The organism is Pedococcus sp. P2_F6, from assembly GCF_056403675.1.
The window spans coordinates 118583-141594 of sequence record NZ_JBFUEZ010000003.1 but is presented as its reverse complement, the minus strand read 5'-3'; the positions used below and the strand labels follow the sequence as shown (position 1 = coordinate 141594).

Genomic DNA, 23012 nt, shown 5'->3' with positions numbered 1-23012 from the left:
CTTCCCCGCGCCACCGTGCTCAACCCAGGAGACCCCCGAATGGGCCACGTCGTCATTGACGTCATGCTGAAGCCAGAGATCCTCGACCCCCAGGGTCAAGCCGTGAACGGGGCTCTTCCCCGGCTCGGCTTCGAACAGTTCACGGACGTGAGGCAGGGCAAGCGGTTCGTCCTCACCGTGGACGGCGAGGTCACCGACGAGCACCTCGCGGCCGCCGCGGAGGCAGCTGAGAAGCTGCTGTCCAACCCCGTGATCGAGGACGTCGTCAGCGTCCGTGCCGAGGACCCCGACCAGTGAAGGTCGGGGTCGTCACGTTCCCGGGGTCGCTCGACGACCGCGACGCAGCCCGCGCCGTGCGCGCCGTCGGTGCCGAGGCGATCACCCTCTGGCACGGCGACGCCGACCTCAAGGGTGTCGACGCGGTCGTGCTGCCCGGCGGGTTCTCCTACGGCGACTATCTGCGGTGCGGGGCGATCGCCCGCTTCGCGCCCGTCATGGACGCGCTCATCCCGGCCGCGCAGGGCGGGCTGCCGGTGATCGGGATCTGCAACGGGTTCCAGGTCCTGTGCGAGTCGCACCTGCTGCCGGGCGCGCTGATCCGCAACGACCACCGCAAGTTCAACTGCGTCGACCAGCGCCTCGTCGTCGAGAACAACCAGACAGCCTGGACCTCGGACTTCGAGGCCGGCCAGGAGATCACGATCGTCCTCAAGAACGGCGAGGGCGGTTTCGTCGCCGACGAGGCCACCCTCGACCGGCTCGAGGGCGAGGGCCGCGTCGTCTTCCGGTATGCCGGTGACAACCCCAACGGCTCGTACCGCAAGATCGCGGGCATCACCAACGACCGCGGCAACATCGTGGGCCTCATGCCCCACCCCGAGCACGCCGTCGAGGAGGGCTACGGCCCCTCGACCGACGGGCTCCCGTTCTTCACCTCCGTCCTGAAGGCAATGGCCAGCGCATGACCGTCCAGACCCACAAGCCCACGCTCGACACCGTCTCGCACGCAGCCGACACCCCCGAGGTCGAGCAGCCGTGGGCAGAGCTCGGCCTCAAGGAGGACGAGTACGCCAGCATCCGCGAGATCGTCGGCCGTCGTCCCACCAGCGCTGAGCTCGCGATGTACTCGGTGATGTGGAGCGAGCACTGCTCCTACAAGTCGTCCAAGGTGCACTTCTCCCTCTGGGGTGAGAACACCACCGACGAGATGCGCGAGAAGCTCCTCGTCGGCATCGGCGAGAACGCCGGCGTCGTCGACATCGGCGACGGCTGGGCGGTGACCTTCAAGGTCGAGTCGCACAACCACCCGTCCTACGTCGAGCCCTACCAGGGTGCGGCCACCGGGGTCGGTGGCATCATCCGCGACATCATGTCGATGGGTGCCCGCCCGATCGCGATCATGGACCCGCTGCGGTTCGGCAACCTCAACCATCCCGACACCCAGCGGGTGCTCCCCGGCGTCGTCGCGGGGGTCGGCGGCTACGGCAACTGCATCGGCCTGCCCAACATCGGTGGCGAGGTCGTGTTCGACGACTGCTACCAGGGCAACCCGCTCGTCAACGCGTTGTGCGTCGGCGCCATGCGCATCGAGGACATCCACCTCGCCAAGGCCTCCGGCGTCGGCAACAAGGTGATCCTGTTCGGTGCCAAGACCGGTGGCGACGGCATCGGCGGGGTCTCGGTCCTCGCCTCCGAGACGTTCGACGAGGGCGGCCCGACCAAGCGCCCCGCGGTGCAGGTCGGCGACCCGTTCGCCGAGAAGGTGCTCATCGAGTGCTGCCTCGACCTCTATGCCGCGCACGTCGTCGACGGCATCCAGGACCTGGGTGGCGCAGGACTGTCCTGTGCCACCAGTGAGCTCGCGTCCAACGGTGACGGTGGCATGCAGATCGAGCTCGACCGCGTGCCGCTGCGCGACGCGTCGCTGCGACCTGAGGAGATCCTCATGTCGGAGAGCCAGGAACGCATGATGGCGGTCGTGGCACCCGAGCACCTCGACGAGTTCATGGCGATCACGGACCGCTGGGACGTCGAGGCCACGGTCCTCGGCGAGGTCACCGACGGCGAGCACCTCGTCATCACCTGGCACGGCGAGGTCATCGTCGACGTGCCGCCGCGGTCGGTCGCCCACGAAGGGCCGACCTACCACCGCCCGCTGGAGCGGCCGGCATACCTGGATGACCTCCAGGCCAACGGCACCGACACCCTGGGTCGCCCCGTCGACGGCCTCGGGCTCAAGTCCGACCTGCTCACGCTGCTTGCCTCCCCGAACCTCTGCGACAAGTCGTGGGTCACCGACCAGTACGACCGCTACGTGCTCGGCAACACGGCGCTCGCGATGCCCGACGACGCGGGTGTCGTCCGTGTCGACGAGGAGACCGGTCGCGGTGTCGCCGTCTCGACCGACTGCAACGGCAGGTTCGCCAAGCTCGACCCCTACGTCGGAGCCCAGCTGGCGCTGGCTGAGTCCTACCGCAACGTCGCGACGGCGGGCGCCACCCCGCTGGCGGTGACCGACTGCCTCAACTTCGGCTCGCCCGAGGACCCGGGCGTGATGTGGCAGTTCCGCGAAGCCGTCAAGGGCATCGCCGAGGGCTGCAAGACCCTGGGCATCCCGGTCACCGGCGGCAACGTCTCCTTCTACAACCAGACCGGTGACGTGGCGATCCACCCGACGCCGGTGATCGGCGTGCTCGGTGTCATGGACGACGTGTCGCGGCGGACCCCGTCGGGCTGGAAGACGCCCGGCCAGGTCATCTACCTGCTCGGCAGCACCCGCAACGAGCTGGCCGGCGGCGAGTGGGCCCACGTCGTGCACGGCCACCTGGGTGGCCTCCCGCCCGCGGTGGACCTCGGGGCCGAGCAGCTCCTGGGCGAGATCCTGGTCAACGCCAGCCGCGACGGCCTGGTCGACGCCGCCCACGACCTGTCCGACGGTGGCCTGGCGATCGCGCTCGCCGAGGCGACCATGCGCTACGGCGTCGGGGCCAGGATCTGGCTCGACGCGGTGTGCGAGAGCGACGGAATCGACCCCTTCACCGCGCTCTTCAGCGAGTCCACCGCCCGGGTGATCGTCTCGGTGCCGCGCTCGGAAGAGGTGCGCTTCACCGACATGTGCACCGCCCGTGGGCAGGTGCACGCCCGGATCGGGGTCGTCGACGACGAGACCGACGGCCTCGACGTGCAGGGCAATTTCGAGGTGAGCCTCGCCGACCTGCGGGAGGCCCACACCGGAACGTTGCGAGCGGTCTTCGGCGGCTGACCCTTCGGGGCGCGCGAGCGGCCCGGTCGCGTCCCCCAACGCGTCCGGGCCGTTCGTTCCCCTGGGTGTCCCCGCAAGGAACAGTACGTCCGTGGTCTGACAGCGTCGATGGGTAGAAGTACTCATCTTCGCCCGCCGAACGGCCATTTCCACGCAACCGCGGACGCCCGGGCGCCTCGTGCGACGATGCCGGTATGCCGCCGCGCCGCCGAGTTCCCGTCATCGACGGCCGCGCCGCCGTGGCCGCGTGGCAGGCGGGGGCGGAGTCGACGTCCCGGGCGGACCTGGCGACGGCGGTGCGCTACACGCTGGAGGAGCTGTCGGTCGTGGCGCCCGGTCGAAGCGTCGAGGTGCGGGTGCCACCCTTCGGGGCGGTGCAGTGCATTGCCGGGACCACCCACACCCGCGGCACCCCGCCCAACGTCGTCGAGACGGATGCGCAGACCTGGCTGGCGGTCGCGACCGGCGCGCTCAGCTGGGACGGCGCCTGGGAGGCGGGCACCCTCCGGGTGAGCGGCCACCGCGCCGACCTCGCGGCATACCTGCCCCTGGTGGAATGGTCTGGCGCACCCGAACAGCCGAAGGAGATCTGATCCCATGCAGATGAAGCTGGAGCTCGTCCCCGTGCCAGTGGCGGACGTGGAGCGGGCCATCGAGTTCTACGTCGGCAAGCTCGGCTTCATCAAGGACGTCGACGTGCAGCCCGCCGAGGGTGTCCGGATCGTGCAGGTGACCGCAGCGGGCTCTGGTTGCTCGATCGGCTTCGGGACGGGGCTGGACGTCTATCGCGGAGAGCCGGGCAGCATCAGGGGACTGCACCTGGTCGTCCAGGACATCGATGAGGCGCGGGCCGACCTCGTCCGCCGCGGTGTCGAGGTCAGCGAGGTCCACGACTTCGGCGGTGGGGTGAAGGGGGCGGAGTTCGCCGACCCCGACGGCAACTCCTTCGAGCTGCAGGAGATGCAGTGGCGCCGGGGCGAGACCTTCTAGCGAGTTGGTCTCCCTGGCAGAGTCCGTCCTGCCAGAGCTATCGGATCGTCCAGGTGTCGCCTAGGCACGCGCGCCCCAGGGTGGCGATGGCAGGACTCCGGGTGATTTCGTCCGGGCCCTTGGCTGGATAGGCCGAGAACCCGGCATCAGGAGTGCAGCCGGCGTCCCCGTGCTCGATGCGGACGTTGCGCCTGTCGTGGGGCAGGAGATCCGCGACCAGCACATTGCTGTCGGCCGTCAGCAGGATCTGAAGACGCTGATCGGTGTCGTTCTCGATCGTCATTCCCTCCGGAGTGCACCCTGACGCGAGAGTCGTGGCCATGACGACGCCCACGACCTGGGCGCACCCGCCCCAACCCGTCTTTCGGCCCATTCTCGCCCCTGGTCCAGTCCCCACTGATGCATGGTGTCAGGGCGACCCACCGCACCGCCGCCGAACGCAGTTTCCCGCCGGAGCTCCGCGACTTGTTGCGCGCGGATCGTCACCGAACCCCGAATTGGGGGTCCAGTGACCACGAGGCGGCAACAAGTCCGATGGTGTGGCGACCTGTTGCGCGCAGATCGTCACCGGACCCCGAATCGCAGCTCCGGTGACCACGAGGCGGCAACACGTCGCCTTCGTGGACGCGGGCTTCACTCGCCCGGGTAGCGCACCCCGACCTGGGCCCGTATGTCGTCCAGGGCGTCCATGATCCGCAGGGTCTCGGCGTGCGGCATGAGAGGTGACTCCACCTCGCCCCCCGTGACCCGGCGCGCCACCTCGACAGCCTCGAAGTGCAGCCCGTGCTCGGTGTCCTCGTTGACGTAGCGGTCGAGCTCGGTGCCGTCGTTGGCCACGAGCCGAACGACGGCGCTGGGCGCGTAGAACGGGCCGCTGATCTCGAGGCGCGCCTCAGTGCCGCAGACGGCTGCCACCGTCGGGGTCCTGGTCGCCATCGTCGTGCCGAGGACACCCATCGCCCCGCTGCCGCTCGTGACGCCGATGGCGGCCTGCGCGTCGACGCCGGTGTCCGTGAGCACCCCGGTCGCAGTCACGTCGACGAAGTCGCCGAGGACGAAGTGGGCGAACGACACCGGATAGATCCCCAGGTCGAGCAGGGCTCCGCCGGCGAGGGCAGGGTCGGCCAGTCGTTGCGGACCGTCGGGATACAGCGCCTGTCCGTGGTCTGCGTGCACGGTGTGGATCTCACCGAGCAGCCCGTCCTCGAGACAGCGACGCACGACGTCGACGTGGGGGAGGAACCGGGTCCACATCGCCTCCATGGCGAAAACGCCTGCGGCGCCGGCGGACTCGACGATGTCACGGGCCTCGGTGGCATTGCGGGCGAAGGCCTTCTCGACGAGCACGGGCTTGCCGGCACCGGTGGCGAGCAAGGCCTGGGTGCGGTGCTCCGAGTGCGGTGAGGCGACGTAGACGACGTCCACGTCCGGGTCGGAGACCAGGTCCGCATAGGACCCGTGCGCCGTGTCGATGCCGAAGTCGGCCGCGAAGTCCTGCGCGCGCGGCAGGCTCCGTGACGCGACAGCCTGGAGGTGTTGTCCCGTGCGGGCCTGCAGCGCGCTGGCGAACGAACGCGCGATGCCGCCAGGCGCGAGGATCCCCCAGCGGAGCGTCGGCGCGTCACGCGGATCCGGGGTGCGGGGAGGAGGCAGCGTCAGGGAGGGCACCGACCCATCATCGGTCCTGTCCGGTGACCGCGCACTCGGCATCCATCAGGTGTCACGGGGGGTCGCGACGAACGCGACGGCTCAGCGGATCCGCCAGGCATCGGGAGGGGTCGGTGGTGAAGGAGTCGGCGCCGCATCGGCGTCGGTGAACGGTCGACCCGAACCCAGGGCCCGGCTGAGCGCGGCTCCGTCGCGCACGGTGCTGGGGAACGCGCCCTTGGCGACGCTGCGGACGATCGAGCCCATCGCCAGTGGCTGACGGGAGCCGACCAGCACGAGGTTGCCGAAGCGGCGCCGTTTCCAGATGTCGACCTGAGCGATGGCGGCCGTGTGCGGGAGGTGGCGCGCGAGGCCGGCGTGGACGCGCGCCACGTGCCGATGGTCCGGCTCGTCGGCGGTGTTCATCACCAGCACACCACCGGGCCGCAGCACCCTCGCCACGTCGGCGAACCACTCCACGCTGGTGAGGTCGGCCGGCACCTGGCTGTCGGCATACGCGTCGACGACGATCGCGTCGGCACTCGAGTCCTTCAGGGCGGCCACTCCCTCTCGACCGCGCTGCGGACGCACGCGGATGCGGTGCCCGCGCGGCAGCGGCAGCTCGCGACGCACCTCCTCGGTGAGCGCCGCATCGGGTTCGAGGACGACCTGCGGCGACCCCGGCCGAGTGTGGTGGACGTAGCGCGGCAAGGTCATCGCAGCGCCCCCGACGTGCGTCACCGCCACCGGACCGTCGGGCAGGGAGTCGATCACCGCGGCCAGGTGCTGGACGTAGCCGAAGACGAGGAGCTCCGGATCGGTAAGGCTGACGTAGGACTGCGGGTAGCCGTCGACGAGGACGGTGCTCCCGCCGTGTTCGTCGACCTCGAAGCGGAACTCCTGCATCAGGTCGGGTCGGGTCAGGGACGGATCAGCGACTTGACGGCACGACGCTCGTCCATGGCGGCATAGGCCTCGCCGACCTCGGAGAGCGGGACCTCGAGGTCGAAGACCAGCCCGGGGTTGATCGCCCCGGAGAGCACGTCGTCCCGCAACTGCGGGAGGTACTGGCGAGCCGGCGCGATCCCGCCGGCGATCCCGACGTTGCGCGCGAACATGTCCCGCACGGGGTACTCGATCCCGTGCGGCACGCCCACGTAGCCCACCGTCGCCCCGGGCCGCGCGGCAGCGATCGCCGTCGACATCGACTCGTTGGTGCCGACGCACTCCAGCACGGCGTCCGCGCCCACCCCGTCGGTCAGCTCCTTGACCGCAGCGACGGCCTCGTCGCCGCGGACCTCGACCACGTCGGTGGCGCCGAACTCGCGTGCCATCCGCTGGCGGGACTCGTGGCGGGACATCGCGATGATGCGCTCGGCGCCCATCCGTCCGGCGGCGAGGACACCGCTCAGGCCGACCGCGCCGTCACCGACGACCACGACGGTGTCACCCTCCTGCACCTGGGCCGCGACGGCGGCGTGCCAGCCAGTGCCCATCACGTCCGACAGGGCGAGCAGGCTCGGCACGAGGTCGTCGCCGGGTACCTCTCGCGTGGCGACGAGGGTGCCGTCGGCGAGCGGGACGCGGACGTACTCGCCCTGGCCGCCGTCGGCCATGATTCCGTCGCGGTCGGGACCGCCCCAGAAGCCGCCGTGGTCGCAGCGCGACTGGATTCCGACCCGGCAGTGCGGACACGTGTTGTCGGAGTACATGAAGGGCGCGATGACGAAGTCACCCGCCCGCACGCTGCGGACGTCGCTGCCGACCTCCTCGACGATGCCGACGAACTCGTGGCCGATGCGGGTCGGCTCGGTGACCGCGTTGATCCCGCGGTACGGCCACAGGTCGCTGCCGCACACGCACGCCGCGGTGACCCGCACCAGCGCATCGGTGGGCTTGGCGATGCCGGGGTCGGGGACGTCTTCGACACGGATGTCGCGGGGCGCGTTCAGGATGGTGGCCTTCATGGTTGCCAGCCTGCCACGGTCCAAGGCGTCGGTATGCCGCGTGGTGACCACGCGGCATACCCTCGCTGCATGCGCTTTGGCATCACCATCCTCCCGGAGCACCGCTGGTCCGAGGCCGAGCCCCTGTGGCGGCGCGCCGAGGAGTACGGCTTCGACCACGCGTGGACCTACGACCACCTGGTCTGGGCGGGGCTCCAGGACTCGCCGTGGTTCGGCGCCCTGCCGACGTTGACGGCCGCTGCGATGGCGACGTCGACGATCCGGCTGGGAACCTTCGTGAGCTCTCCGAACTACCGTCACCCCTATGTCTTCCTCCGGGATCTGCTTGCGCTGGAAGACATCTCGAACGGTCGGCTGATCTGTGGCCTGGGAACGGGTGGTGACCTCGATGCGGCGATCCTCGGCGAGGAGCGGCCCCTGAGGGAGCGGGTCGACCGGTTCCACGAGTTCGTCGAGGTGCTGGACCGACTGTTCCGTGAGGACCACGTGTCGCACGACGGCACCAGCTACCGGACCGTCGACGCGCGCACGCTGCCCGGTTCGGTCCAGCAGCCTCGAGTGCCCTTCGTCATCGCCGCCAACGGCCCGCGGTCGCTGCGGCTCGCCGCCGCCCACGGCCAGGGGTGGGTGACCTACGGCAAGGGTGGCGAGACCCTGGACGAGTGGTGGGCCGGGATCGCCGAGCTCAGCGCGAAGCTCGACGACGTCGAAGGTGCTGCCGCACGCCAGGTCCCGCTCGACCGGTACCTCTCCCTCGACGGTGCACCGCGCTTCTCGCTCGAGAGCGTCGAGCTCTTCACCGACCAGGTGGGACGGGCAGGTGAGCTCGGGTTCAGCGACGTCGTGACGCACTGGCCACGGCCGAACGGCGTCTACGCCGGCACCGAGTCGGTGCTGGCGGAGGTCGCCGGCCTGCTGCCCGGTCTGAGGTAGGCCTGGTTACGAGAACGCGAACAGTGCGAGTGGTTCGGTCGTCGGCGCGGTCGAGCCGCCGGCCGGCTCCATCGTGATGCCGGCGCCGGTGGCCGTTGCGGCATCGCCGCTCAGGAGCACCGTGACGGTGTCGGCCGATCCGTGGGGCATGACGCCGGCACTGACCATGCCCCGGTTGGGCTGGTCCAGCCAGACCTGGAAGTCCTTGCCGTCGGGCGCAGCCGGCATGTGGTCGGCGATGATGACGGCCTTGCCGAGGGAGGCGCTGCGGACGATGGTCGCCTTCGCGCCACCGATGACCTTCTCGTAGCGCTGGGCGTCCTTGGCCTCGAGCACCTGCTCGGTGGCGCTGACGGTGCCGCGTCCGTTGGAGTTGTCGTCCCACGGGCTCCACGCGATTCCGCCGACGAGGAGCACGGCAGCTGCGGCCGCACTGGCGAGCCAGGCGGTCACCCGGCGCCGCGGGCGGAACTGGACCACGTTGGAGTCAGTCGGGGTCGGCGCGTCAGCGGGCGAGGATCCGCCAACGGGCCCAGAGGCGACTGGGCCACCGGACTGCGCCTCGAGAGGGGGGAGCGGGCGGACCATCTTGATGCCCGCCAGGACGGAGTCACGCATCGAGGAAGGAGGGGCGGTCTCTGTCATCAGGGAAAGCTGGGTCGCAGCCTCCTGCAGGGAGGCCACCTCCGCCTGGCACTCTGGGCACTCGGCGAGGTGCAGCTCGAAAGCGCTGCGCTCCTGCTCGTCGATGGCGTCGACTGCATAGGCGCCGACCAGTCCGTGGATGTCGGCACTCATGACTGCACCCCCATGGTGTCTCTCAGGCGGATAAGTCCGTCACGTATTCGGGTCTTGGCGGTGCCGAGGGGCACCCCCAGGAGGGAGGCCACCTCGGTGTGCGTGTAGCCACCGAGGTAGGCGAGCTCGACCGCGCTGCGCTGGGTCTCGGTGAGCGAGTCCAGGGCGTTGCGCACTCGTTGGGCGTCCAGGCGACGGTCGACCGTCTCGGCGGTCTCGTCGAAGCTGCGTTCCTGGTTCCGTGAGCCGTAGGTGTCCTCACGGTCGGTGGACGCCTGCGCGGACCGCACCCGGTCGACCGCCTTGCGGTGCGCGATGGTGAGCATCCAGCTCACCGCGCTGCCCCGCGCGGGGTCGAACCGGGCGCTGGTGCGCCAGATGTCCAGCAAGGCTTCCTGGGCGACTTCCTGCGACTGCGCCGGGTCCCGCACCACGCGGAGGACCAACCCGTAGATCCGGGCGGACACTGCGTCGTACAGGCGGGCGAAGGCTGCCTCGTCACCGAGGGCGCTGGCCCGCAACAGCCCGGCGAGGTCGGTGCCCACGGCAGCACCTCCCCAGGTCGGTTCGGGACCCGGGGTGGTTGCTGCCATGGACACCATCATCGCTGATTCAGCTCAGCCGGGGAGGAGAACGCCGTCGATGATGTAGACGGTGGCGTTCGCGGTCTGCACGTTGCCGCAGATTACGTTCGCCTCGCCGACCTTGAACGACTCACCGGAGCCGGTCACCTTGATGGTGCCGCCGCCGAGGGTCTTGTGCTCGCCGGCGAGCATCTCCGGGGTGAGCTTGCCGGGCACGACGTGGTTGGTGAGCACCTTGGTGAGCAGACCCTTCGGGTCCTTCATCGCGGCATCCATCGTGGCCTTCGGCACAGCAGCGAAGGCGTCGTTGCTCGGAGCGAAGACGGTGATGTCCTTGGCCGAGTTCAGGGTCTCGCCGAGGCCGGCCTCGGTCACCGCGGTGACGAGGGTCGACAGCACGGGGTTGTTGCTCGCGGCGGTCGCGACCGGGTCAGTGGCCATGCCGGAGAACGAGCCCTTGCCGTCCGCGGGAACCGCGGAGCAACCAGCACCGAACGGCTTGGCCGTCATGTCCTCGGACGTGCTCGAGGAGCTGGACGAGGAGCTGGAGCTCGGCATGGACGAGGTGCTGGAGGCCGCCGTGTCGGAACCGGAGTTCCCACAGGCAGCGAGGCTGAGCGGAAGGGCGAGGCTGAGGGCAGCAATGGTGCTGCGGCGTGCGAGTCGCATGATGGTGGCTCCTTGTTGTGGACTGTCTGACACCCGGTATTCGGACCTGCCCAACAGGTGGATTGGTCGCATTGAAACCTTTCTGGCACAAGGGTTTCCGTGGCCCGAGCGCAACGACATCTGGCCACTGGTTCCCGATGGTGGGCGCTCAGAGCGCGACCATCGGGCACCAGTGGCCAGACGTGCAGGAAGAGTCTGCAGGGTCAGGAGATGAGGACGACGATCGAGTGCCAGCCGGACGCGCCACCCGGGAACGGGTCGGCCCGCTTCTCGGTCTGCACCTGGCCGGTCCCGTCGGTCGCGCGCACCGTCAGGTCGTGCCGGCCCGTCGTGGCGTCCCACACCCAGAACCACTGACGCCAGTAGTCGGTGCCGCCGTCCGGGCCGAGGGTGGCCTTCTGCCACGGACCCTTGTCGACGCGTACCTCGACCTCCTTGATGCCACGGAGCTGCGCCCAGGCGACACCACCGATGGCGACCTTGCCGGGCTTGTAGGTGGCGAGCCCGGCGGGGGTGTCGATCCGCGCCTGGGTCTTCACGGTGCCGTCGATCGCCCAGTCGCGCTTGGTCCAGTAGGCCTTCTCCGCCGCATACGTCGTCGCAGTGAGCTTGGTGAGCCACTTGGTGGCGCCCACGAACCCGTAGAGGCCGGGGGTGACCATCCGCGCGGGGAACCCGTGGCGGGCAGGCAGCGGCTGACCGTTCATCGCGACGGCGATCAGGGCGTCGCGGTCGTCGGTCAGCGCCTCGATCGGCGTCGAGATCGTCATGCCGTCGGTGGACTCGCTGAGGATCTGGTCGACGCCGTCCTGCACGCCGGCCCGTTCGAGCAGGTCACGGACGCGCACACCCAGCCAGCGGGTGGAGGAGATGTAGGGGCCGCCCACCTCGTTGCTGACGCAGTTGAGGGTGATGTCCTTCTCGACCATCGGCATCTTGAGCAGTTCGGCGAACGTGATCGAGAGCTTGTTGTCGACCTTGCCGTCGATCTCCAGCACCCAGTTGTCGATGTCGATGCGCGGGATCACCAGCGCGGTGTCGACGCGGTAGAACTGGTCGATCGGCGTGCTGAATGCGCTGACGCCCTTGACCTTGCCCTCGATGCCGGTGGGCAGCGCCGGCAGCGAGTTCTGCGGCGTGGGGAGGGTGACCGAGGACGGCAGGCTCGCGGGGGCCGCCAACTTCTGGCCCAGGGCGCCGAGCGCCGCGGCGCCGACCGTGACCCCGGCGGCACCGATGAGGAAGTTGCGGCGGGCGGGCGCGCCCTCCGCCCCCTTTGCGTATGCCGTGTGGTCCAGCGGCGACTCGGGCGTCACCCTGTCGGCCGTCCCCTTGTCGGGCGTCCCCTTGGCGGTCGTGACCGCACCGGGGGTGGGCAGGTTGGGGATCAGCGCGCGCAGGCCGGTGAGGGTCGCCACTCCGACGGCGGCCGTCACGAGGGCGGGCACGATGTCGAACGGTGCGGAGGCCGGACGGAACCAGGCGGCCAGACCGGCGAGCATGGCGAGAGCGACCACGAGGACGTTGGCCAGGCTCGGCTTGGTGCGCGACACCAGGCCGATCAGCGCGGCGGCGATGACGACGACGAGGGTGACGCTGCCGAGCAGCACCGGCTTGTCGGCCGTGCCGAAGTTCCGGACCGCCCACTCCTTGACCGGTGTCGGGGTGGCGTCGATGACCGTCGAACCGACGGCAAGCACGGGTGAGGCCGAGGGGTTGACGAACGCCGCCACAAGGTGACCCACCGCCATCCCGGCGGCGGCCGCGAGGACGCCGCTCACGGCATACCTGAGGCTTTGGCTCCGGGTGCCGGGTGACCTTGCGATGTGTTCCATAAGTGCTATTCGTACTCGCCTCTCCTGCGGATGGGTCCCTGGGCGAGGCGTCCGGGTGCGTCGCGGGTAGCGTGAGCACGTGCCACCGACCCGCCGATACCCCAACTTCGTCGCGTTCATCTCGACGGGCGTCATCCTCGGCTTCGTCGCGGGCTCGGCCGTGGCCTACCTCAGCGACGACACCGCGACCTACGGCCACGACTACAGCGTGACGAGCGCGGTGCTGTTCCTCGGCATCGTGGGCGCGTGCGTCTTCGGGCTCCTGGCCGCAGTCATCGCTGTGCTGCTGGACCGGCGCGGATGACGGCTGGGGCAATGCCGCTCGTCCCTGTGGGAGACTGAGCCACGTGGCACGCGGCGACGGACAGCTCTCGCACGATCTGCTTCCCGGCGAGAAGGGCCCGCAGGACGCCTGCGGGGTCTTCGGCGTCTGGGCTCCCGGCGAGGACGTCGCCAAGCTGACCTACTACGGGCTCTACGCCCTGCAGCACCGTGGGCAGGAGTCGGCAGGCATCGCCACCTCCGACGGGCGCTCGATCCTGGTCTACAAGGACATGGGCCTGGTCTCCCAGGTCTTCGACGAACGGTCGCTCGCGTCGCTGCGCGGGCACCTGGCCGTGGGTCACTGCCGCTACTCCACGACCGGCGGCTCGACGTGGGAGAACGCCCAGCCGACCCTCGGCGGGCACGCCGAGTCCACGGTGGCCCTGGCCCACAACGGCAACCTCATCAACTCCGCCGAGCTGCGCGAGCTGGTGGCGGACCGCCGCGCCGAGGGCTACGGCACCGGTGGTGGCGAGCTGGTGCGCGGCAACACCACCGACACGGCGCTCGTCACGGCGCTGCTGGCTGACGACCCCGACCGCTCGCTCGAGGCCGCGGCGCTGGACCTGCTGCCCAAGCTGCGCGGCGCCTTCTGCTTCGTCTTCATGGACGAGCACACCTTGTATGCCGCGCGCGACCCCCAGGGGATCCGCCCGCTGGTACTCGGTCGCCTCGAGCGCGGCTGGGTGGTGGCGTCGGAGACCGCAGCGTTGGACATCGTCGGTGCCTCGCTGATCCGTGAGGTCGAGCCGGGCGAGCTCCTCATCATCGACGAGGACGGCCTGCGTTCCCAGCGGTTCGCCGAGACCGACCGCAAGGGCTGCGTCTTCGAGTACGTCTACCTCGCTCGCCCCGACACCACCATCAACGGCCGGGGGGTCCACGAGTCGCGGGTCGAGATGGGACGCACCCTGGCCCGCGAGCACCCGGTCGAGGCCGACCTCGTGATGCCGACGCCCGAGTCGGGCACGCCCGCCGCGATCGGCTATGCCCAGGAGTCCGGCATCCCCTACGGCCAGGGGTTGGTGAAGAACTCCTACGTCGGCCGCACCTTCATCGCCCCCTCGCAGACGATCCGTCAGCTCGGCATCCGGCTCAAGCTCAACCCGCTCCGCGAGGTCATCAAGGGCAAGCGACTCGTCGTGGTCGACGACTCGATCGTGCGCGGCAACACCCAGCGGGCGCTGGTGCGGATGCTCCGCGAGGCGGGGGCCGCCGAGGTGCACGTGCGCATCTCGTCGCCGCCGGTGCGCTGGCCCTGCTTCTACGGCATCGACTTCGCGACGCGGGCCGAGCTGATCGCCACCGGCATCGGGGTCGAGGAGGTCTGCACCTCCATCGGTGCCGACTCCCTGGGCTACATCTCGGAGGAAGGCATGATCGCCGCCACCGAGCAGCCCGGCAACCAGCTCTGCACCGCCTGCTTCACCGGGACCTACCCGCTGGAGCTCCCCGACGCGAGCCGGCTCGGCAAGAACCTCTTCGAGACGCTGCCGATCGACGTCGAGGGCGTGGGCGGGGTCGACGTCGACGGTGTCTCGCTCGGAGTGCCCGGCGGCGCAGCAGACGCCCTCACCCGACCCTGACCCGCCCTCTCCCCGGGTCGATCTGCCGCGACGTGTTGCGCGCAGATCGTCACGGGACCGCGAAAACGCGGCTGAGTGACCACCAGATCGCAACAAGTCGGCATGCGCCGCGACTTGTTGCGCGCAGGTCGTCACGGGACCCCGAAATCGCCGCTGGGTGACCACCAGGTCGCAACAAGTCGGCCAAGGGAAGAGGGTCAGGCGCCGGCGACGGGGGTGTCCTGGCGCCGGGGCTCGCGCCACAGGTCGATCGTCTGGGTCAACCAGAACGTCGCGAACTGGCCGATCAGGGCCGCCTCGAGCCAGAACACCCAGTGGTCCAGCCACCCCAGCCAGGGACCGGTCACGGCGATCACGACGATCGAGGCCACCATCAGCACGAAGCCCCAGAAGTAGCGGTTCCAGAAATGGTCGCGCACCGGACGGTGGTCCTCGCGAGCCTGCTCGCGGGCCAGCCCACGCGCATTCACGAAGACCACGGCGACGATGCCGAGGAAGAGCAGGATGGCCGCCGTGTCGTGGCCGTGGCACATGAACGCTCCCCGGTTGAACAGGTAGAAGGCGACCAGCCCGACGAAGGCCAGCACCGACAGGCCGATCGCCACCCCGACGCCCTTGGACAGCTCGCGCTCGTCCTCAGGCGTGGCGAAGAGCTGGATCCCCATGACGACGGCGAACGCCAGCACCGCGACGATGAACAGCGACCCGACGTTGTTGGAGATCGCCTCGCGCACGTCGGGAGCGATCGCCGAGGACACGCACTTCTCCTCCGGACGGGTGGGCACGAACGCCACGATGAAGGCGAAGAAGCCCGACCCGTTGAGCAGCACGTCCTCGAGCTCGCTGCTCCCCTGGTAGACGATGAGGCAGGTCCCGATGGCGCACAGCCCGGCGACGAAGACCGCCCGCACCGGCGTGTAGTAGGACGCGCTGATGGACTGGAGCATGGTGTCGGTGGACCAGATGTGGCCCACGACCGAGATGAAGATGACCAGGACCAGCAGCACCATGGCCAGCCGCAGGAACCGGTAGGTGCGCAACAGGTCGAACTGGTAGCTCGTGGACATGGCAGATTCCCCTCCCTGACGAAACGGTCCCTGCCTGAGCAGGATCCCGCCGCCCGGACCGCCTCGGCTCAGTCATTCGTACCGGTCTAGGGTGGGCACGTGAGCGAGCCGATCACCTATGCCTCCGCCGGTGTCGACGTCGAGGCCGGTGACAAGGCCGTAGAGCTCATGAAGGCTTCGGTCCGCCGGGCGACGCGTCCCGAGGTCCTGGGGGGTCTGGGCGGTTTCGCCGGCCTGTTCGACGCCACGGCGATCGCGCGGATGAGCCACCCGGTCCTGGCGACCAGCACCGACGGGGTCGGCACGAAGGTCGCGATCGCCCAGGCGCTCGACAAGCACGACACCATCGGGTTCGACCTCGTGGGCATGGTCGTCGACGACATCGTCGTGTGCGGCGCAGAGCCGTTGTTCATGACCGACTACATCGCCACGGGCAAGGTGGTCCCCGAGCGGATCGCGGCCATCGTGTCCGGCATCGCCGCTGCGTGCGAGCAGGCCAGGGTCGCGCTCGTGGGCGGCGAGACCGCCGAGCACCCCGGGCTGCTGCGGCCCGACGAGTACGACGTGGCAGGTGCCGCGACAGGCGTCGTGGAGTACGCCGAGGTGCTGGGTCCCGACCGCGTCGTACCTGGCGATGTGGTCCTGGCGCTCGGGTCGAGTGGTCTGCACTCGAACGGATACTCGTTGGTGCGCAAGGTGATTGGCGCCGCGGGCTGGCAGCTCGACCGCCAGGTCGAGGAGTTCGGCCAGACCCTGGGCGAGGAGCTGCTCACCCCGACCCGCGTGTACTCCGCCGACCTGCTGGACCTGATCCGCACGGACGGCGTCGACCTGCATGCGCTGTCGCACGTGACCGGTGGTGGGCTGGTGGCCAACCTCGCCCGCGTCCTGCCGCCCACCGTCTTCGCCCGACTCGACCGCTCCACCTGGACCCCGCCGGCGGTGTTCTCGACGGTCGGCGGCCTCGGCCAGGTTCCCCGAGCCGACCTCGAGCGCACCCTCAACATGGGCGTCGGCTTCGTGGCGATGCTCCCGGCCGACCAGGTCGACGCCGCAACCCGGTTCCTCGAGGTACGCGGCATACGGGCCTGGGCGATCGGTGAGGTGACGGGTGCCGAGGACGCACCCACGGACGACGGCCATGAGGTGGTGCGCGGCGCCAAGGGCGTCGAGGGCGGCGCAGTCCAGCTCGTCGGGGACCATCCCGCGGGCTGAGTACCCGACCCCATGCGGTGGGCGCCCTTCGCCGACAACACTGAGCGGCATGAGCACCCGCTCGAGAAGCACCTTGGCCTGGTCCCTCGCGGTCGGGTGGGTCGGCGCGCTCGCCATCGGGGCGGCCGGACTGGTGCTGACGGTCATGTTGGGCGCCGTGTCCACAGCACTCGACGTCCTCGGCCACGCTCCGTCGGATCCGACGTCGGGCACCGACCTCTGGGTGGTGACCGGCGCGTCGATGGCGTTGTGCCTGGCCGTGGCCGGCGGTGGGGGCTGGACCCTTGCGGGGGCGCCTGACGGCCTGACCCCCCGCTGGCTGGCCGGACTGGCGGCGGGACTGGTGGGCGTGGCGGCGGGTGCGGCCCTCTTCGCGATCGTGGTCGGGTTCGCACCGGTCTGAGCACGCACGGGCCCACCGAAGCCGTCACTCAGCGGCTTCCGCCCGTGACGGCGGCGGGGTTACCGTCGGGCTGTGTGGGCGCCACAGCACGAGGACCAGGCGGTACGCCAGTACCGCTTCCTCCTGCGCACCGCCCCGCTCGACGCGCTCGAAGAGGCCCACGTGGAGGTGCTGGCGGCCATGGCCCGGGCTCGCCGGGCGATGGTCCTGTGGGCCGTGCAGGACGGGCTGGTGGCCGGGCTGCGCCTGCGGCCGGATGACGTCCGCCCCATCGCCCACCTGGTGACCCTGGGCGAGCGCCGGCGCCCGGGTGAGTTCCTGCGTTCCTGTCTTCCCAGCGTGCTGCTGGAGGTGGCCGAGGGCGTCATCGTGGCCGAGGCCATGTTCGGCCGCTTCGGCGGGTATGCCGCGTGGGACGGGGCCGAGCCCGAGCTCACCGAAGAGGGTGAGTGGGTCGACGGCGGCTTCGGCGAGCAGTGGCACGACGCGTTGATGGGACATGTGCTCTACCGCGACTTCGCGGGCGGGCCCAGCTCTCCGGACACCGCGTTCGGCGGCCACTGAGATCCAACGGAGGTCATGGGATCCCCCATCTGGTGGAGTCCGAAAACGCATTCTGGGTGAGCCCCTTTGTATGGCGGCTGCCTACCGTCGGTGGAGTGAGCATGACCCTGTTCAAGCGGCGGCAGGTCGAGCCTCCGGCCCCCGTCGAGCGTCCGGAGGTCCGTCAGTACCGCTACGTGCTCCGCACGGCCCACCTCGAGGAGCTGGAAGCCCTCCATCGCGAGTCGATCGCTGCCCTCGACGTCCTGAACCGTGCCCACGTCCTGCGCACCGCGCAGGATCGCCTGCTCAGCGGGCGGGAGCTCACGGTGGACGACATCGCCGGGATCGCCCACCTCGTCACGGTCGGCGAGCTGCGGACACCCGGGATCATCCTGTCCGCCCTGAACGAGGCGGCGCTCGCACGGCTCGCCCACCTGGTCATCACCAGGTCGGCGGCAGTCCCGCTGCTCGAGGGCCACGAGGACTGGGACGGCCAGGACGGCGACGTCCGCGAGGCGCTCACCCGGTCGTCGCTGAAGGCAGCGTCGCGAGCAGCGCGGAGAACGGCGCCCGGGCTGGCTCCCGAAGGTGCCCACCAAGGCGCCTGACTGCGGCCTAGCATGAGGCATGGGGACCATCGCTGACCGTGCGCCGGAGGACCAGATCGTCCGGCAGTACCGCTTCCTGCTCCGCACCGGGCCGCTGGACGCACTCCAAGCCGCTCACCACGAAGCGCTCGACGACCTCGGCCAGGACGTTCGGGGCCGCGTCCTGACGGCAGTCCAGGACGGGTTGGTGGCCGGCCAACGGCTCGGTCCCGGCGACACGGCTGCGATCGCCCGGCTGATCAGCATCGGCGAGCGCCGCAACCCGCGGGGCTTCCTCGACGCCTGCGACCCGTCGGTGCTGCGGGTGCTCGCCCAGGCGGTCATCCACGCCGAGGCCGCCTTCGGCCTCTTCGCCGGGTATGCCGCGTGGGACGGCGTCGATCCCGCGCCCACCGATGTGGGCGTGGACCACGGTGGCGACTCGCAGTCGACCAGCACCGATGCGGCGGTGGCCGAGGCCCAGGCGCTGGCCTACGGGCACGCCATGGTCGTGTCGCCCTGGGTTGGCGGGGGAGGCTTCTAGGCCTGGGCCAACACCTCGGCCGTCGTCGCGAGTGACACCAACGGCGCGTAGAGCGACATCACGTCGAGGGCCTTCTGGTGGTTGTCATCGGTCGACCCCGCGCAGGCGTCGGTCACCACGGTGACGGTCGCCCCGGCATCGGCTGCGGCCAGCACCGTCGACACCACGCAGCAGTCCGTCGCCACGCCGGCCACGAACAGGGACGGCTGTTCGCCCACCACGGCTCGCAGGTCGGGGGTCCACTTGCCGAACGTCGTGGCGACGACGGTCGTGGTCGCGTGGGCGGCCACGTCGTCGGTCAGCTCGTACAACGGGTCGTCCGCGGGCTGAAGTGCCCACGCGAACTCCTCGTAGTAGCGCGCCCAGGCACCGGCGGGCTCGGCCGGCGCGACGAACCGGGTGAAGACCGTGCGGTCACCGAAGGCCGTGGCGAGGCGTACGACGTTGGCCGCGGCCGCGGCATACCGGGGAGCACGCCAGGCGCTGGCCGGGTCACCGAAGACACGTTGCAGGTCGATCGCCACGAACCAGGGGCGACGACTCACGTGCCGGCCTCCTGGCGGCGGACGGTGCCGCGACGCAGGACCAGCGTGACCACGAAGGAGAGCACCAGCGCCAGCAGGACCCCGAGGTTGGCGTAGGGCCAGTTGCCCTCCCAGTAGGGACCGGCCGGGTCGTCGACGAACTTCCCCAGCCCGAGGGGCTCGAGCAGGTAGCCCTGCCAGTTGTTCCACGACGCGTCGCCAGCGAAGCTGTTGACGACCAGGCCCCAGCCGAGCACGGTCGCGACGACCATGGTGCCGCTCGAGGTCCAGTCCCAGGTGCCGTAGCGGCCGCGCGGGTCGAAGAGGGCGTCGTCGTCGTAGTCGCGCTTGCGCAGGACGAGGTCGGAGATCATGATCCCGGCCCACGCCGCCAGCGGGACACCGAGCGTGATGAGGAACGACTGGAAGGGGTTGATGAAGCTTTCGGCGAAGAAGACCACCCAGATGGTGCCGATCGTGAGGATGACGCCGTCGATGAACGCTGCGCGGGGCCGGGGGATCCGGACGCCGAGCGAGAGCAGGGTCAGGCCGGACGAGTAGATGCCCAGCACCGCCCCGCTCACCAGGGCGAGGATCGCGGCCACGAGGAAGGGCAGCAGGAACCAGGTCGGAAGGATCGTGGCGAGGGTGCCGATCGGGTCTGCCTGGATGCCGTCTCGCAGCTTCTCGTCGGAGCCCGCCAGCAGCAGCCCGTAGATGACCAGCACGGTCGGTGCCAGCGCGCCGCCGAAGGTGTTCCAGGCCACGATCGAGGCGCCCGAGGCGTCCCGCCGCTGGTAGCGCGACCAGTCGGCGGCGATGTTGATCCAGCCGAGCCCGAAGCCGGTCATGACCAGGACCAGGGCCCCGACCACGGCGCCGGTGGAGCCGCTCGGCAGCGCGTTGACCGCTGACATGTCCACGTCGTCGACCGTGAGGGCGATGTAGACGACCGTCGCGATGCCAGTGATCCACGTGAGGTACGACTGCATCTTCATGATGATGTGGTAGCCGGCCACCGACGCCGCCACGATGAGGGCGGCGACGACGACGCACGCCACGATCTTGGTGCCGGTGCCGCCGCCCCAGCCGAGCTGCTTGAAGATCGTCGCCGTGGCCAGTGTCGCCAGGATCGCCAGGAAGGTCTCCCACCCGATTGAGGTCAGCCAGGAGATGACCCCGGGCACCTTCTGGCCGGTCACGCCGAAGGCCGAGCGCGACAGGATCATGGTCGGCGCCGAGCCACGCTTGCCGGCGATCGCGATCAGTCCGCACAGCAGGAACGACACGACGACGCCGACGACGGTGACCAGCACGGCCTGCCAGAACGAGATCTTGAAGCCCAGCACGAAGCCGGCGTAGCTGATCCCGAAGACCGAGACGTTGGCCGCGAACCACGGCCAGAAGAGGTCCTTCGGACGGGCCGTGCGAGCGGCCTCGTCGATGATCTCGATCCCGGTGGTCTCCACCCCAAGGCGCTGGGTCTCAGCGCGCGTGTCAGTGCTCATGACGCGAGCGTAGTGCTCACCCGAGCACAAACCGCTGCGCCACGGCACACGGACATGGCCGCACGCCGCGGCGCGGCGGAGGTGACACACGAGCCCGAGGGCCCGCGCATGAGGTGGAGGTCAGTCAGGACGTCGGGTCATTGCTGACCCGAGGCCCACTTTCCGTATTCGTCGTACTCGTCCTCGCCCACAGAGCTGTCGGAAACAGGTTCCGGCTCCGCGTAGGAAGACCCGTGCAGTTCTCGCTCAAGCGCCGTCAGGTCGGTGTTGGGAGAGAAGTACTTCAGCTCCCGAGCGACCTTGGTCTGCTTGGCTTTGGCCCGGCCGCGCCCCATGGCGTGACCCCCTCATGCGTCTGCCGGGACGGCATCGCCTTGTCGAGTCACCATGTCGGCGCCTCGGCTCGACGGAGCGGTCCCGGGAATCGTGTATTTGTCGTGAGGACAACGCTACATGAGCGATGCAAGTTCTGTGGCGAGACCCGCGTCTCACCGGGCGATCGCGTGCTCAGCGGGCAGGGAGCCAGATCCCGGCGGCCTGCCTGGCCGCCATCCGCTCCTCGGCGATGTGGTCGGCGGCCGCGGCAGGGGTGATGTTGCGCGCATCCGCCGTCTCGAGCACCTCGAGGGTGTGGTCGAAGATCGCCGTGGCGCCCTTCTTGGCGCGCTCGAAGTCGAAACCGTGCAGCTCGTCGCTGACCTGGATGACGCCGCCCGCGTTGACGAGGAAGTCCGGGGCGTAGGTGATGCCGCGTTCGCGGAGCCGGTCGGCCGTGCCGCCCTCACCCTCCACCACGAGCTGGTTGTTCGCGCCGCCACAGACGACGGTGGCCTTCAGGTTCTCGACCGTGGTGTCGTCGAGCGCGCCGCCGAGGGCGCACGGCGCGTAGACGTCGATGTCGGAGGTCACGAGGGTCGCGGTGTCGGGGACGACCTCGATCTCGGGGTGCAGGGCCGTCAGGGCCGCCAGCGCCTGCTCGTTGACATCGGTCACCACCACCGTGGCGCCGTCCTCCAGGAGGTGTCCGGCGAGGATGCGGCCGACCTTGCCGACCCCCGCGATGCCGACGGTCCGGCCCTTGAGCGTCGGCTGGCCCCACAGGTGCTGGGCGGCAGCGCGCTGGCCCTGGAAGACGCCGAAGGCCGTGAGCACGGAGGAGTCGCCGGCGCCGCCGTTGGCCTCGGAACGACCGGTCGCGAAGCGGGTGGTCTCGCTGACGATGTCCATGTCGGCGACGTAGGTGCCCACGTCGCACGCCGTGACGTAGCGGCCGCCGAGGGACTCCACGAAGCGGCCGTAGGCGCGCAGCAGGTCAGGCGTCTTGTCCGTCGCCGGGTCGCCGATGATGACCGCCTTGCCGCCGCCGAGGTCCAGGCCGGCGACCGCGTTCTTGTAGGCCATGCCCTTGGACAGGCGCAGCACGTCGGCCAGTGCCGCGTCCTCGCTGGCGTAGGGGTAGAACCGCGTGCCGCCCAGGGCTGGTCCGAGAGCCGTGCTGTAGATCCCGATGATGGCCCGCAGGCCGGTCGCCCTGTCGTGGCAGAAGACCACTTGTTCGTGCTGGGACGTGGAGGTGGCAGGCGTCGAGATGCTGGGCGACGAGGACGCGGTCACGGTGGTGACTCCTTGAGCTCGGTGAGGCGCAGGGCGGGGAGGTCGGCGCGGATCGCGCGCCTGGACCCAGCGTAATCCCGCTCACGGGTTGGTCCGGTGACTAGTCCCAACGGGCCATATCGGATGACCCGTTGGGAATGTTCCCAAAGGGTCCCGCTTGTCCGATTATGGAACCACGTCCCCTGCACAAGGAGTTAGACATGGTTACTCGCACCACCGAGGTCGAGAAGTTGCTCACGCCTGCGGAGGTGGCCTCACTGTTCCGGGTCGACCCCAAGACAGTGACGCGTTGGGCCAAGGCGGGGAAGCTCAACTCCATCCGCACGCTCGGTGGCCATCGCCGCTACCGCGAAGTCGAAGTTCGCGCGCTTCTCACTGACGTCCTCTGACAGTTCACTCACGTCCGCTG

General features: G+C 69.9%; 27 protein-coding genes. 14 read left to right on the top strand and 13 right to left on the bottom strand.

Annotation, left to right across the window (positions count from 1 at the left end):
- Positions 1 to 39: 39 nt before the first annotated feature.
- From purS to AC1DWP_RS08615, 5 genes are all read left to right on the top strand, one after another.
- On the top strand, positions 40 to 297 hold the full coding sequence (gene purS / locus AC1DWP_RS08635) for a phosphoribosylformylglycinamidine synthase subunit PurS (RefSeq protein ID WP_477614054.1): 258 nt from the start codon (positions 40 to 42) through the stop codon (positions 295 to 297).
- A complete protein-coding gene (purQ, locus tag AC1DWP_RS08630) occupies positions 294 to 965 on the top strand; it encodes a phosphoribosylformylglycinamidine synthase subunit PurQ (protein WP_477614053.1) in 672 nt (223 codons plus the stop codon). Before purS ends, purQ begins: the two co-directional genes overlap by 4 nt.
- Entirely contained in the window at positions 962 to 3262 is a 2301-nt protein-coding gene (gene purL, locus AC1DWP_RS08625; protein WP_477614052.1) for a phosphoribosylformylglycinamidine synthase subunit PurL, read from the top strand. The genes purQ and purL overlap by 4 nt, the downstream gene beginning before the upstream one ends.
- A gap of 194 nt (positions 3263 to 3456) precedes the next feature.
- Positions 3457 to 3855, top strand: coding sequence for a sterol carrier family protein (locus tag AC1DWP_RS08620; protein ID WP_477614051.1), 399 nt, complete (start codon positions 3457 to 3459; stop codon positions 3853 to 3855).
- A gap of 4 nt (positions 3856 to 3859) precedes the next feature.
- Positions 3860 to 4252: a VOC family protein gene (locus AC1DWP_RS08615; RefSeq protein WP_477614050.1), complete on the top strand. Its 393-nt coding sequence runs from the start codon at positions 3860 to 3862 to the stop codon at positions 4250 to 4252.
- Between the two features lie 37 nt (positions 4253 to 4289).
- Here the strand turns inward: AC1DWP_RS08615 and AC1DWP_RS08610 are convergent, their stop codons facing one another.
- From AC1DWP_RS08610 to AC1DWP_RS08595, 4 genes are all read right to left on the bottom strand, one after another.
- Positions 4290 to 4535 carry a hypothetical protein gene (locus AC1DWP_RS08610; RefSeq protein ID WP_477614049.1) on the bottom strand — a complete coding sequence of 82 codons (246 nt, stop codon included), beginning with the start codon at positions 4533 to 4535 and terminating at the stop codon, positions 4290 to 4292.
- Positions 4536 to 4885: 350 nt separating this feature from the next.
- Complete coding sequence (locus AC1DWP_RS08605) at positions 4886 to 5920, bottom strand: Gfo/Idh/MocA family protein (RefSeq protein WP_477614048.1); 1035 nt, start codon at positions 5918 to 5920, stop codon at positions 4886 to 4888.
- Between the two features lie 81 nt (positions 5921 to 6001).
- Positions 6002 to 6805 carry a spermidine synthase gene (locus AC1DWP_RS08600; RefSeq protein ID WP_477614047.1) on the bottom strand — a complete coding sequence of 268 codons (804 nt, stop codon included), beginning with the start codon at positions 6803 to 6805 and terminating at the stop codon, positions 6002 to 6004.
- 14 nt (positions 6806 to 6819) lie between these two features.
- Complete coding sequence (locus tag AC1DWP_RS08595) at positions 6820 to 7866, bottom strand: zinc-dependent alcohol dehydrogenase family protein (RefSeq protein ID WP_477614046.1); 1047 nt, start codon at positions 7864 to 7866, stop codon at positions 6820 to 6822.
- 69 nt (positions 7867 to 7935) lie between these two features.
- Here AC1DWP_RS08595 and AC1DWP_RS08590 point away from each other — a divergent pair, with 69 nt between their 5' ends.
- Positions 7936 to 8799 carry an LLM class flavin-dependent oxidoreductase gene (locus AC1DWP_RS08590; RefSeq protein WP_477614045.1) on the top strand — a complete coding sequence of 288 codons (864 nt, stop codon included), beginning with the start codon at positions 7936 to 7938 and terminating at the stop codon, positions 8797 to 8799.
- Between the two features lie 6 nt (positions 8800 to 8805).
- Here AC1DWP_RS08590 and AC1DWP_RS08585 read toward each other — a convergent pair whose 3' ends face one another.
- The 4 genes from AC1DWP_RS08585 to AC1DWP_RS08570 all read right to left on the bottom strand — a co-directional run bounded on the left by AC1DWP_RS08585 (position 8806) and on the right by AC1DWP_RS08570 (position 12631).
- Positions 8806 to 9597, bottom strand: coding sequence for an anti-sigma factor (locus AC1DWP_RS08585; protein ID WP_477614044.1), 792 nt, complete (start codon positions 9595 to 9597; stop codon positions 8806 to 8808).
- Positions 9594 to 10190, bottom strand: coding sequence for an ECF RNA polymerase sigma factor SigK (sigK, locus tag AC1DWP_RS08580; protein WP_477614043.1), 597 nt, complete (start codon positions 10188 to 10190; stop codon positions 9594 to 9596). The genes AC1DWP_RS08585 and sigK overlap by 4 nt, the downstream gene beginning before the upstream one ends.
- 24 nt (positions 10191 to 10214) lie before the next feature.
- Positions 10215 to 10850, bottom strand: coding sequence for a fasciclin domain-containing protein (locus AC1DWP_RS08575; protein WP_477614042.1), 636 nt, complete (start codon positions 10848 to 10850; stop codon positions 10215 to 10217).
- Between the two features lie 203 nt (positions 10851 to 11053).
- A complete protein-coding gene (locus AC1DWP_RS08570; protein ID WP_477614041.1) occupies positions 11054 to 12631 on the bottom strand; it encodes a molybdopterin-dependent oxidoreductase in 1578 nt (525 codons plus the stop codon).
- A gap of 133 nt (positions 12632 to 12764) precedes the next feature.
- On the opposite strand from AC1DWP_RS08570, the gene AC1DWP_RS08565 reads away from it, so the two are divergent.
- On the top strand, positions 12765 to 12989 hold the full coding sequence (locus AC1DWP_RS08565; RefSeq protein ID WP_477614040.1) for a hypothetical protein: 225 nt from the start codon (positions 12765 to 12767) through the stop codon (positions 12987 to 12989).
- A gap of 43 nt (positions 12990 to 13032) precedes the next feature.
- Complete coding sequence (purF, locus tag AC1DWP_RS08560) at positions 13033 to 14595, top strand: amidophosphoribosyltransferase (protein ID WP_477614039.1); 1563 nt, start codon at positions 13033 to 13035, stop codon at positions 14593 to 14595.
- A 197-nt stretch (positions 14596 to 14792) separates the two neighbouring features.
- Here purF and AC1DWP_RS08555 read toward each other — a convergent pair whose 3' ends face one another.
- Entirely contained in the window at positions 14793 to 15662 is an 870-nt protein-coding gene (locus AC1DWP_RS08555; protein ID WP_477614038.1) for a hypothetical protein, read from the bottom strand.
- A 99-nt stretch (positions 15663 to 15761) separates the two neighbouring features.
- Between AC1DWP_RS08555 and purM the strand changes: the two genes are divergently transcribed.
- The 5 genes from purM (at position 15762) to AC1DWP_RS08530 (ending at position 18957) form a co-directional block, all read left to right on the top strand.
- The gene (purM, locus tag AC1DWP_RS08550; protein WP_477614037.1) at positions 15762 to 16877 is read left to right on the top strand and encodes a phosphoribosylformylglycinamidine cyclo-ligase; all 1116 of its coding nucleotides are present in this window, start codon (positions 15762 to 15764) and stop codon (positions 16875 to 16877) included.
- Between the two features lie 49 nt (positions 16878 to 16926).
- Positions 16927 to 17280 carry a hypothetical protein gene (locus AC1DWP_RS08545; protein WP_477614036.1) on the top strand — a complete coding sequence of 118 codons (354 nt, stop codon included), beginning with the start codon at positions 16927 to 16929 and terminating at the stop codon, positions 17278 to 17280.
- A gap of 72 nt (positions 17281 to 17352) precedes the next feature.
- On the top strand, positions 17353 to 17844 hold the full coding sequence (locus AC1DWP_RS08540; protein WP_477614035.1) for a hypothetical protein: 492 nt from the start codon (positions 17353 to 17355) through the stop codon (positions 17842 to 17844).
- A 95-nt stretch (positions 17845 to 17939) separates the two neighbouring features.
- Positions 17940 to 18434, top strand: coding sequence for a hypothetical protein (locus tag AC1DWP_RS08535; RefSeq protein ID WP_477614034.1), 495 nt, complete (start codon positions 17940 to 17942; stop codon positions 18432 to 18434).
- 19 nt (positions 18435 to 18453) lie between these two features.
- Positions 18454 to 18957 (top strand): hypothetical protein, encoded by a 504-nt coding sequence (locus AC1DWP_RS08530; protein ID WP_477614033.1) that lies wholly within the window; start codon positions 18454 to 18456, stop codon positions 18955 to 18957.
- Here AC1DWP_RS08530 and AC1DWP_RS08525 read toward each other — a convergent pair.
- The 4 genes from AC1DWP_RS08525 to AC1DWP_RS08510 form a co-directional block, all read right to left on the bottom strand.
- The gene (locus AC1DWP_RS08525) at positions 18954 to 19502 is read right to left on the bottom strand and encodes a cysteine hydrolase family protein (RefSeq protein ID WP_477614032.1); all 549 of its coding nucleotides are present in this window, start codon (positions 19500 to 19502) and stop codon (positions 18954 to 18956) included. The genes AC1DWP_RS08530 and AC1DWP_RS08525 overlap by 4 nt on opposite strands.
- On the bottom strand, positions 19499 to 20989 hold the full coding sequence (locus tag AC1DWP_RS08520; RefSeq protein ID WP_477614031.1) for a purine-cytosine permease family protein: 1491 nt from the start codon (positions 20987 to 20989) through the stop codon (positions 19499 to 19501). Before AC1DWP_RS08520 ends, AC1DWP_RS08525 begins: the two co-directional genes overlap by 4 nt.
- A gap of 137 nt (positions 20990 to 21126) precedes the next feature.
- Positions 21127 to 21324, bottom strand: a complete 198-nt coding sequence (locus tag AC1DWP_RS08515; protein ID WP_140739237.1) for a DUF3073 domain-containing protein — start codon at positions 21322 to 21324, stop codon at positions 21127 to 21129.
- Positions 21325 to 21496: 172 nt separating this feature from the next.
- Positions 21497 to 22603: a Glu/Leu/Phe/Val dehydrogenase dimerization domain-containing protein gene (locus AC1DWP_RS08510; RefSeq protein WP_477614030.1), complete on the bottom strand. Its 1107-nt coding sequence runs from the start codon at positions 22601 to 22603 to the stop codon at positions 21497 to 21499.
- Between the two features lie 200 nt (positions 22604 to 22803).
- Between AC1DWP_RS08510 and AC1DWP_RS08505 the strand changes: the two genes are divergently transcribed.
- Entirely contained in the window at positions 22804 to 22992 is a 189-nt protein-coding gene (locus tag AC1DWP_RS08505) for a BldC family transcriptional regulator (protein ID WP_179421480.1), read from the top strand.
- Positions 22993 to 23012: the final 20 nt, after the last annotated feature.

What these genes read in the sequence shown, in the direction of transcription:
- purS (WP_477614054.1), top strand. Translation starts at nt 40, where the DNA reads ATGGGCCACGTCGTCATTGACGTCATGCTGAAGCCAGAGATCCTCGAC.
- AC1DWP_RS08505 (WP_179421480.1), top strand. Translation starts at nt 22,804, where the DNA reads ATGGTTACTCGCACCACCGAGGTCGAGAAGTTGCTCACGCCTGCGGAG.
- AC1DWP_RS08530 (WP_477614033.1), top strand. Translation starts at nt 18,454, where the DNA reads ATGGGGACCATCGCTGACCGTGCGCCGGAGGACCAGATCGTCCGGCAG.
- AC1DWP_RS08595 (WP_477614046.1), bottom strand. Translation starts at nt 7,866, where the DNA reads ATGAAGGCCACCATCCTGAACGCGCCCCGCGACATCCGTGTCGAAGAC.
- AC1DWP_RS08585 (WP_477614044.1), bottom strand. Translation starts at nt 9,597, where the DNA reads ATGAGTGCCGACATCCACGGACTGGTCGGCGCCTATGCAGTCGACGCC.
- AC1DWP_RS08610 (WP_477614049.1), bottom strand. Translation starts at nt 4,535, where the DNA reads ATGACGATCGAGAACGACACCGATCAGCGTCTTCAGATCCTGCTGACG.
- AC1DWP_RS08590 (WP_477614045.1), top strand. Translation starts at nt 7,936, where the DNA reads ATGCGCTTTGGCATCACCATCCTCCCGGAGCACCGCTGGTCCGAGGCC.
- purL (WP_477614052.1), top strand. Translation starts at nt 962, where the DNA reads ATGACCGTCCAGACCCACAAGCCCACGCTCGACACCGTCTCGCACGCA.
- AC1DWP_RS08555 (WP_477614038.1), bottom strand. Translation starts at nt 15,662, where the DNA reads ATGTCCACGAGCTACCAGTTCGACCTGTTGCGCACCTACCGGTTCCTG.
- AC1DWP_RS08545 (WP_477614036.1), top strand. Translation starts at nt 16,927, where the DNA reads ATGAGCACCCGCTCGAGAAGCACCTTGGCCTGGTCCCTCGCGGTCGGG.
- sigK (WP_477614043.1), bottom strand. Translation starts at nt 10,190, where the DNA reads ATGGCAGCAACCACCCCGGGTCCCGAACCGACCTGGGGAGGTGCTGCC.
- AC1DWP_RS08575 (WP_477614042.1), bottom strand. Translation starts at nt 10,850, where the DNA reads ATGCGACTCGCACGCCGCAGCACCATTGCTGCCCTCAGCCTCGCCCTT.
- AC1DWP_RS08520 (WP_477614031.1), bottom strand. Translation starts at nt 20,989, where the DNA reads ATGAGCACTGACACGCGCGCTGAGACCCAGCGCCTTGGGGTGGAGACC.
- AC1DWP_RS08615 (WP_477614050.1), top strand. Translation starts at nt 3,860, where the DNA reads ATGCAGATGAAGCTGGAGCTCGTCCCCGTGCCAGTGGCGGACGTGGAG.
- AC1DWP_RS08620 (WP_477614051.1), top strand. Translation starts at nt 3,457, where the DNA reads ATGCCGCCGCGCCGCCGAGTTCCCGTCATCGACGGCCGCGCCGCCGTG.
- AC1DWP_RS08515 (WP_140739237.1), bottom strand. Translation starts at nt 21,324, where the DNA reads ATGGGGCGCGGCCGGGCCAAAGCCAAGCAGACCAAGGTCGCTCGGGAG.
- AC1DWP_RS08600 (WP_477614047.1), bottom strand. Translation starts at nt 6,805, where the DNA reads ATGCAGGAGTTCCGCTTCGAGGTCGACGAACACGGCGGGAGCACCGTC.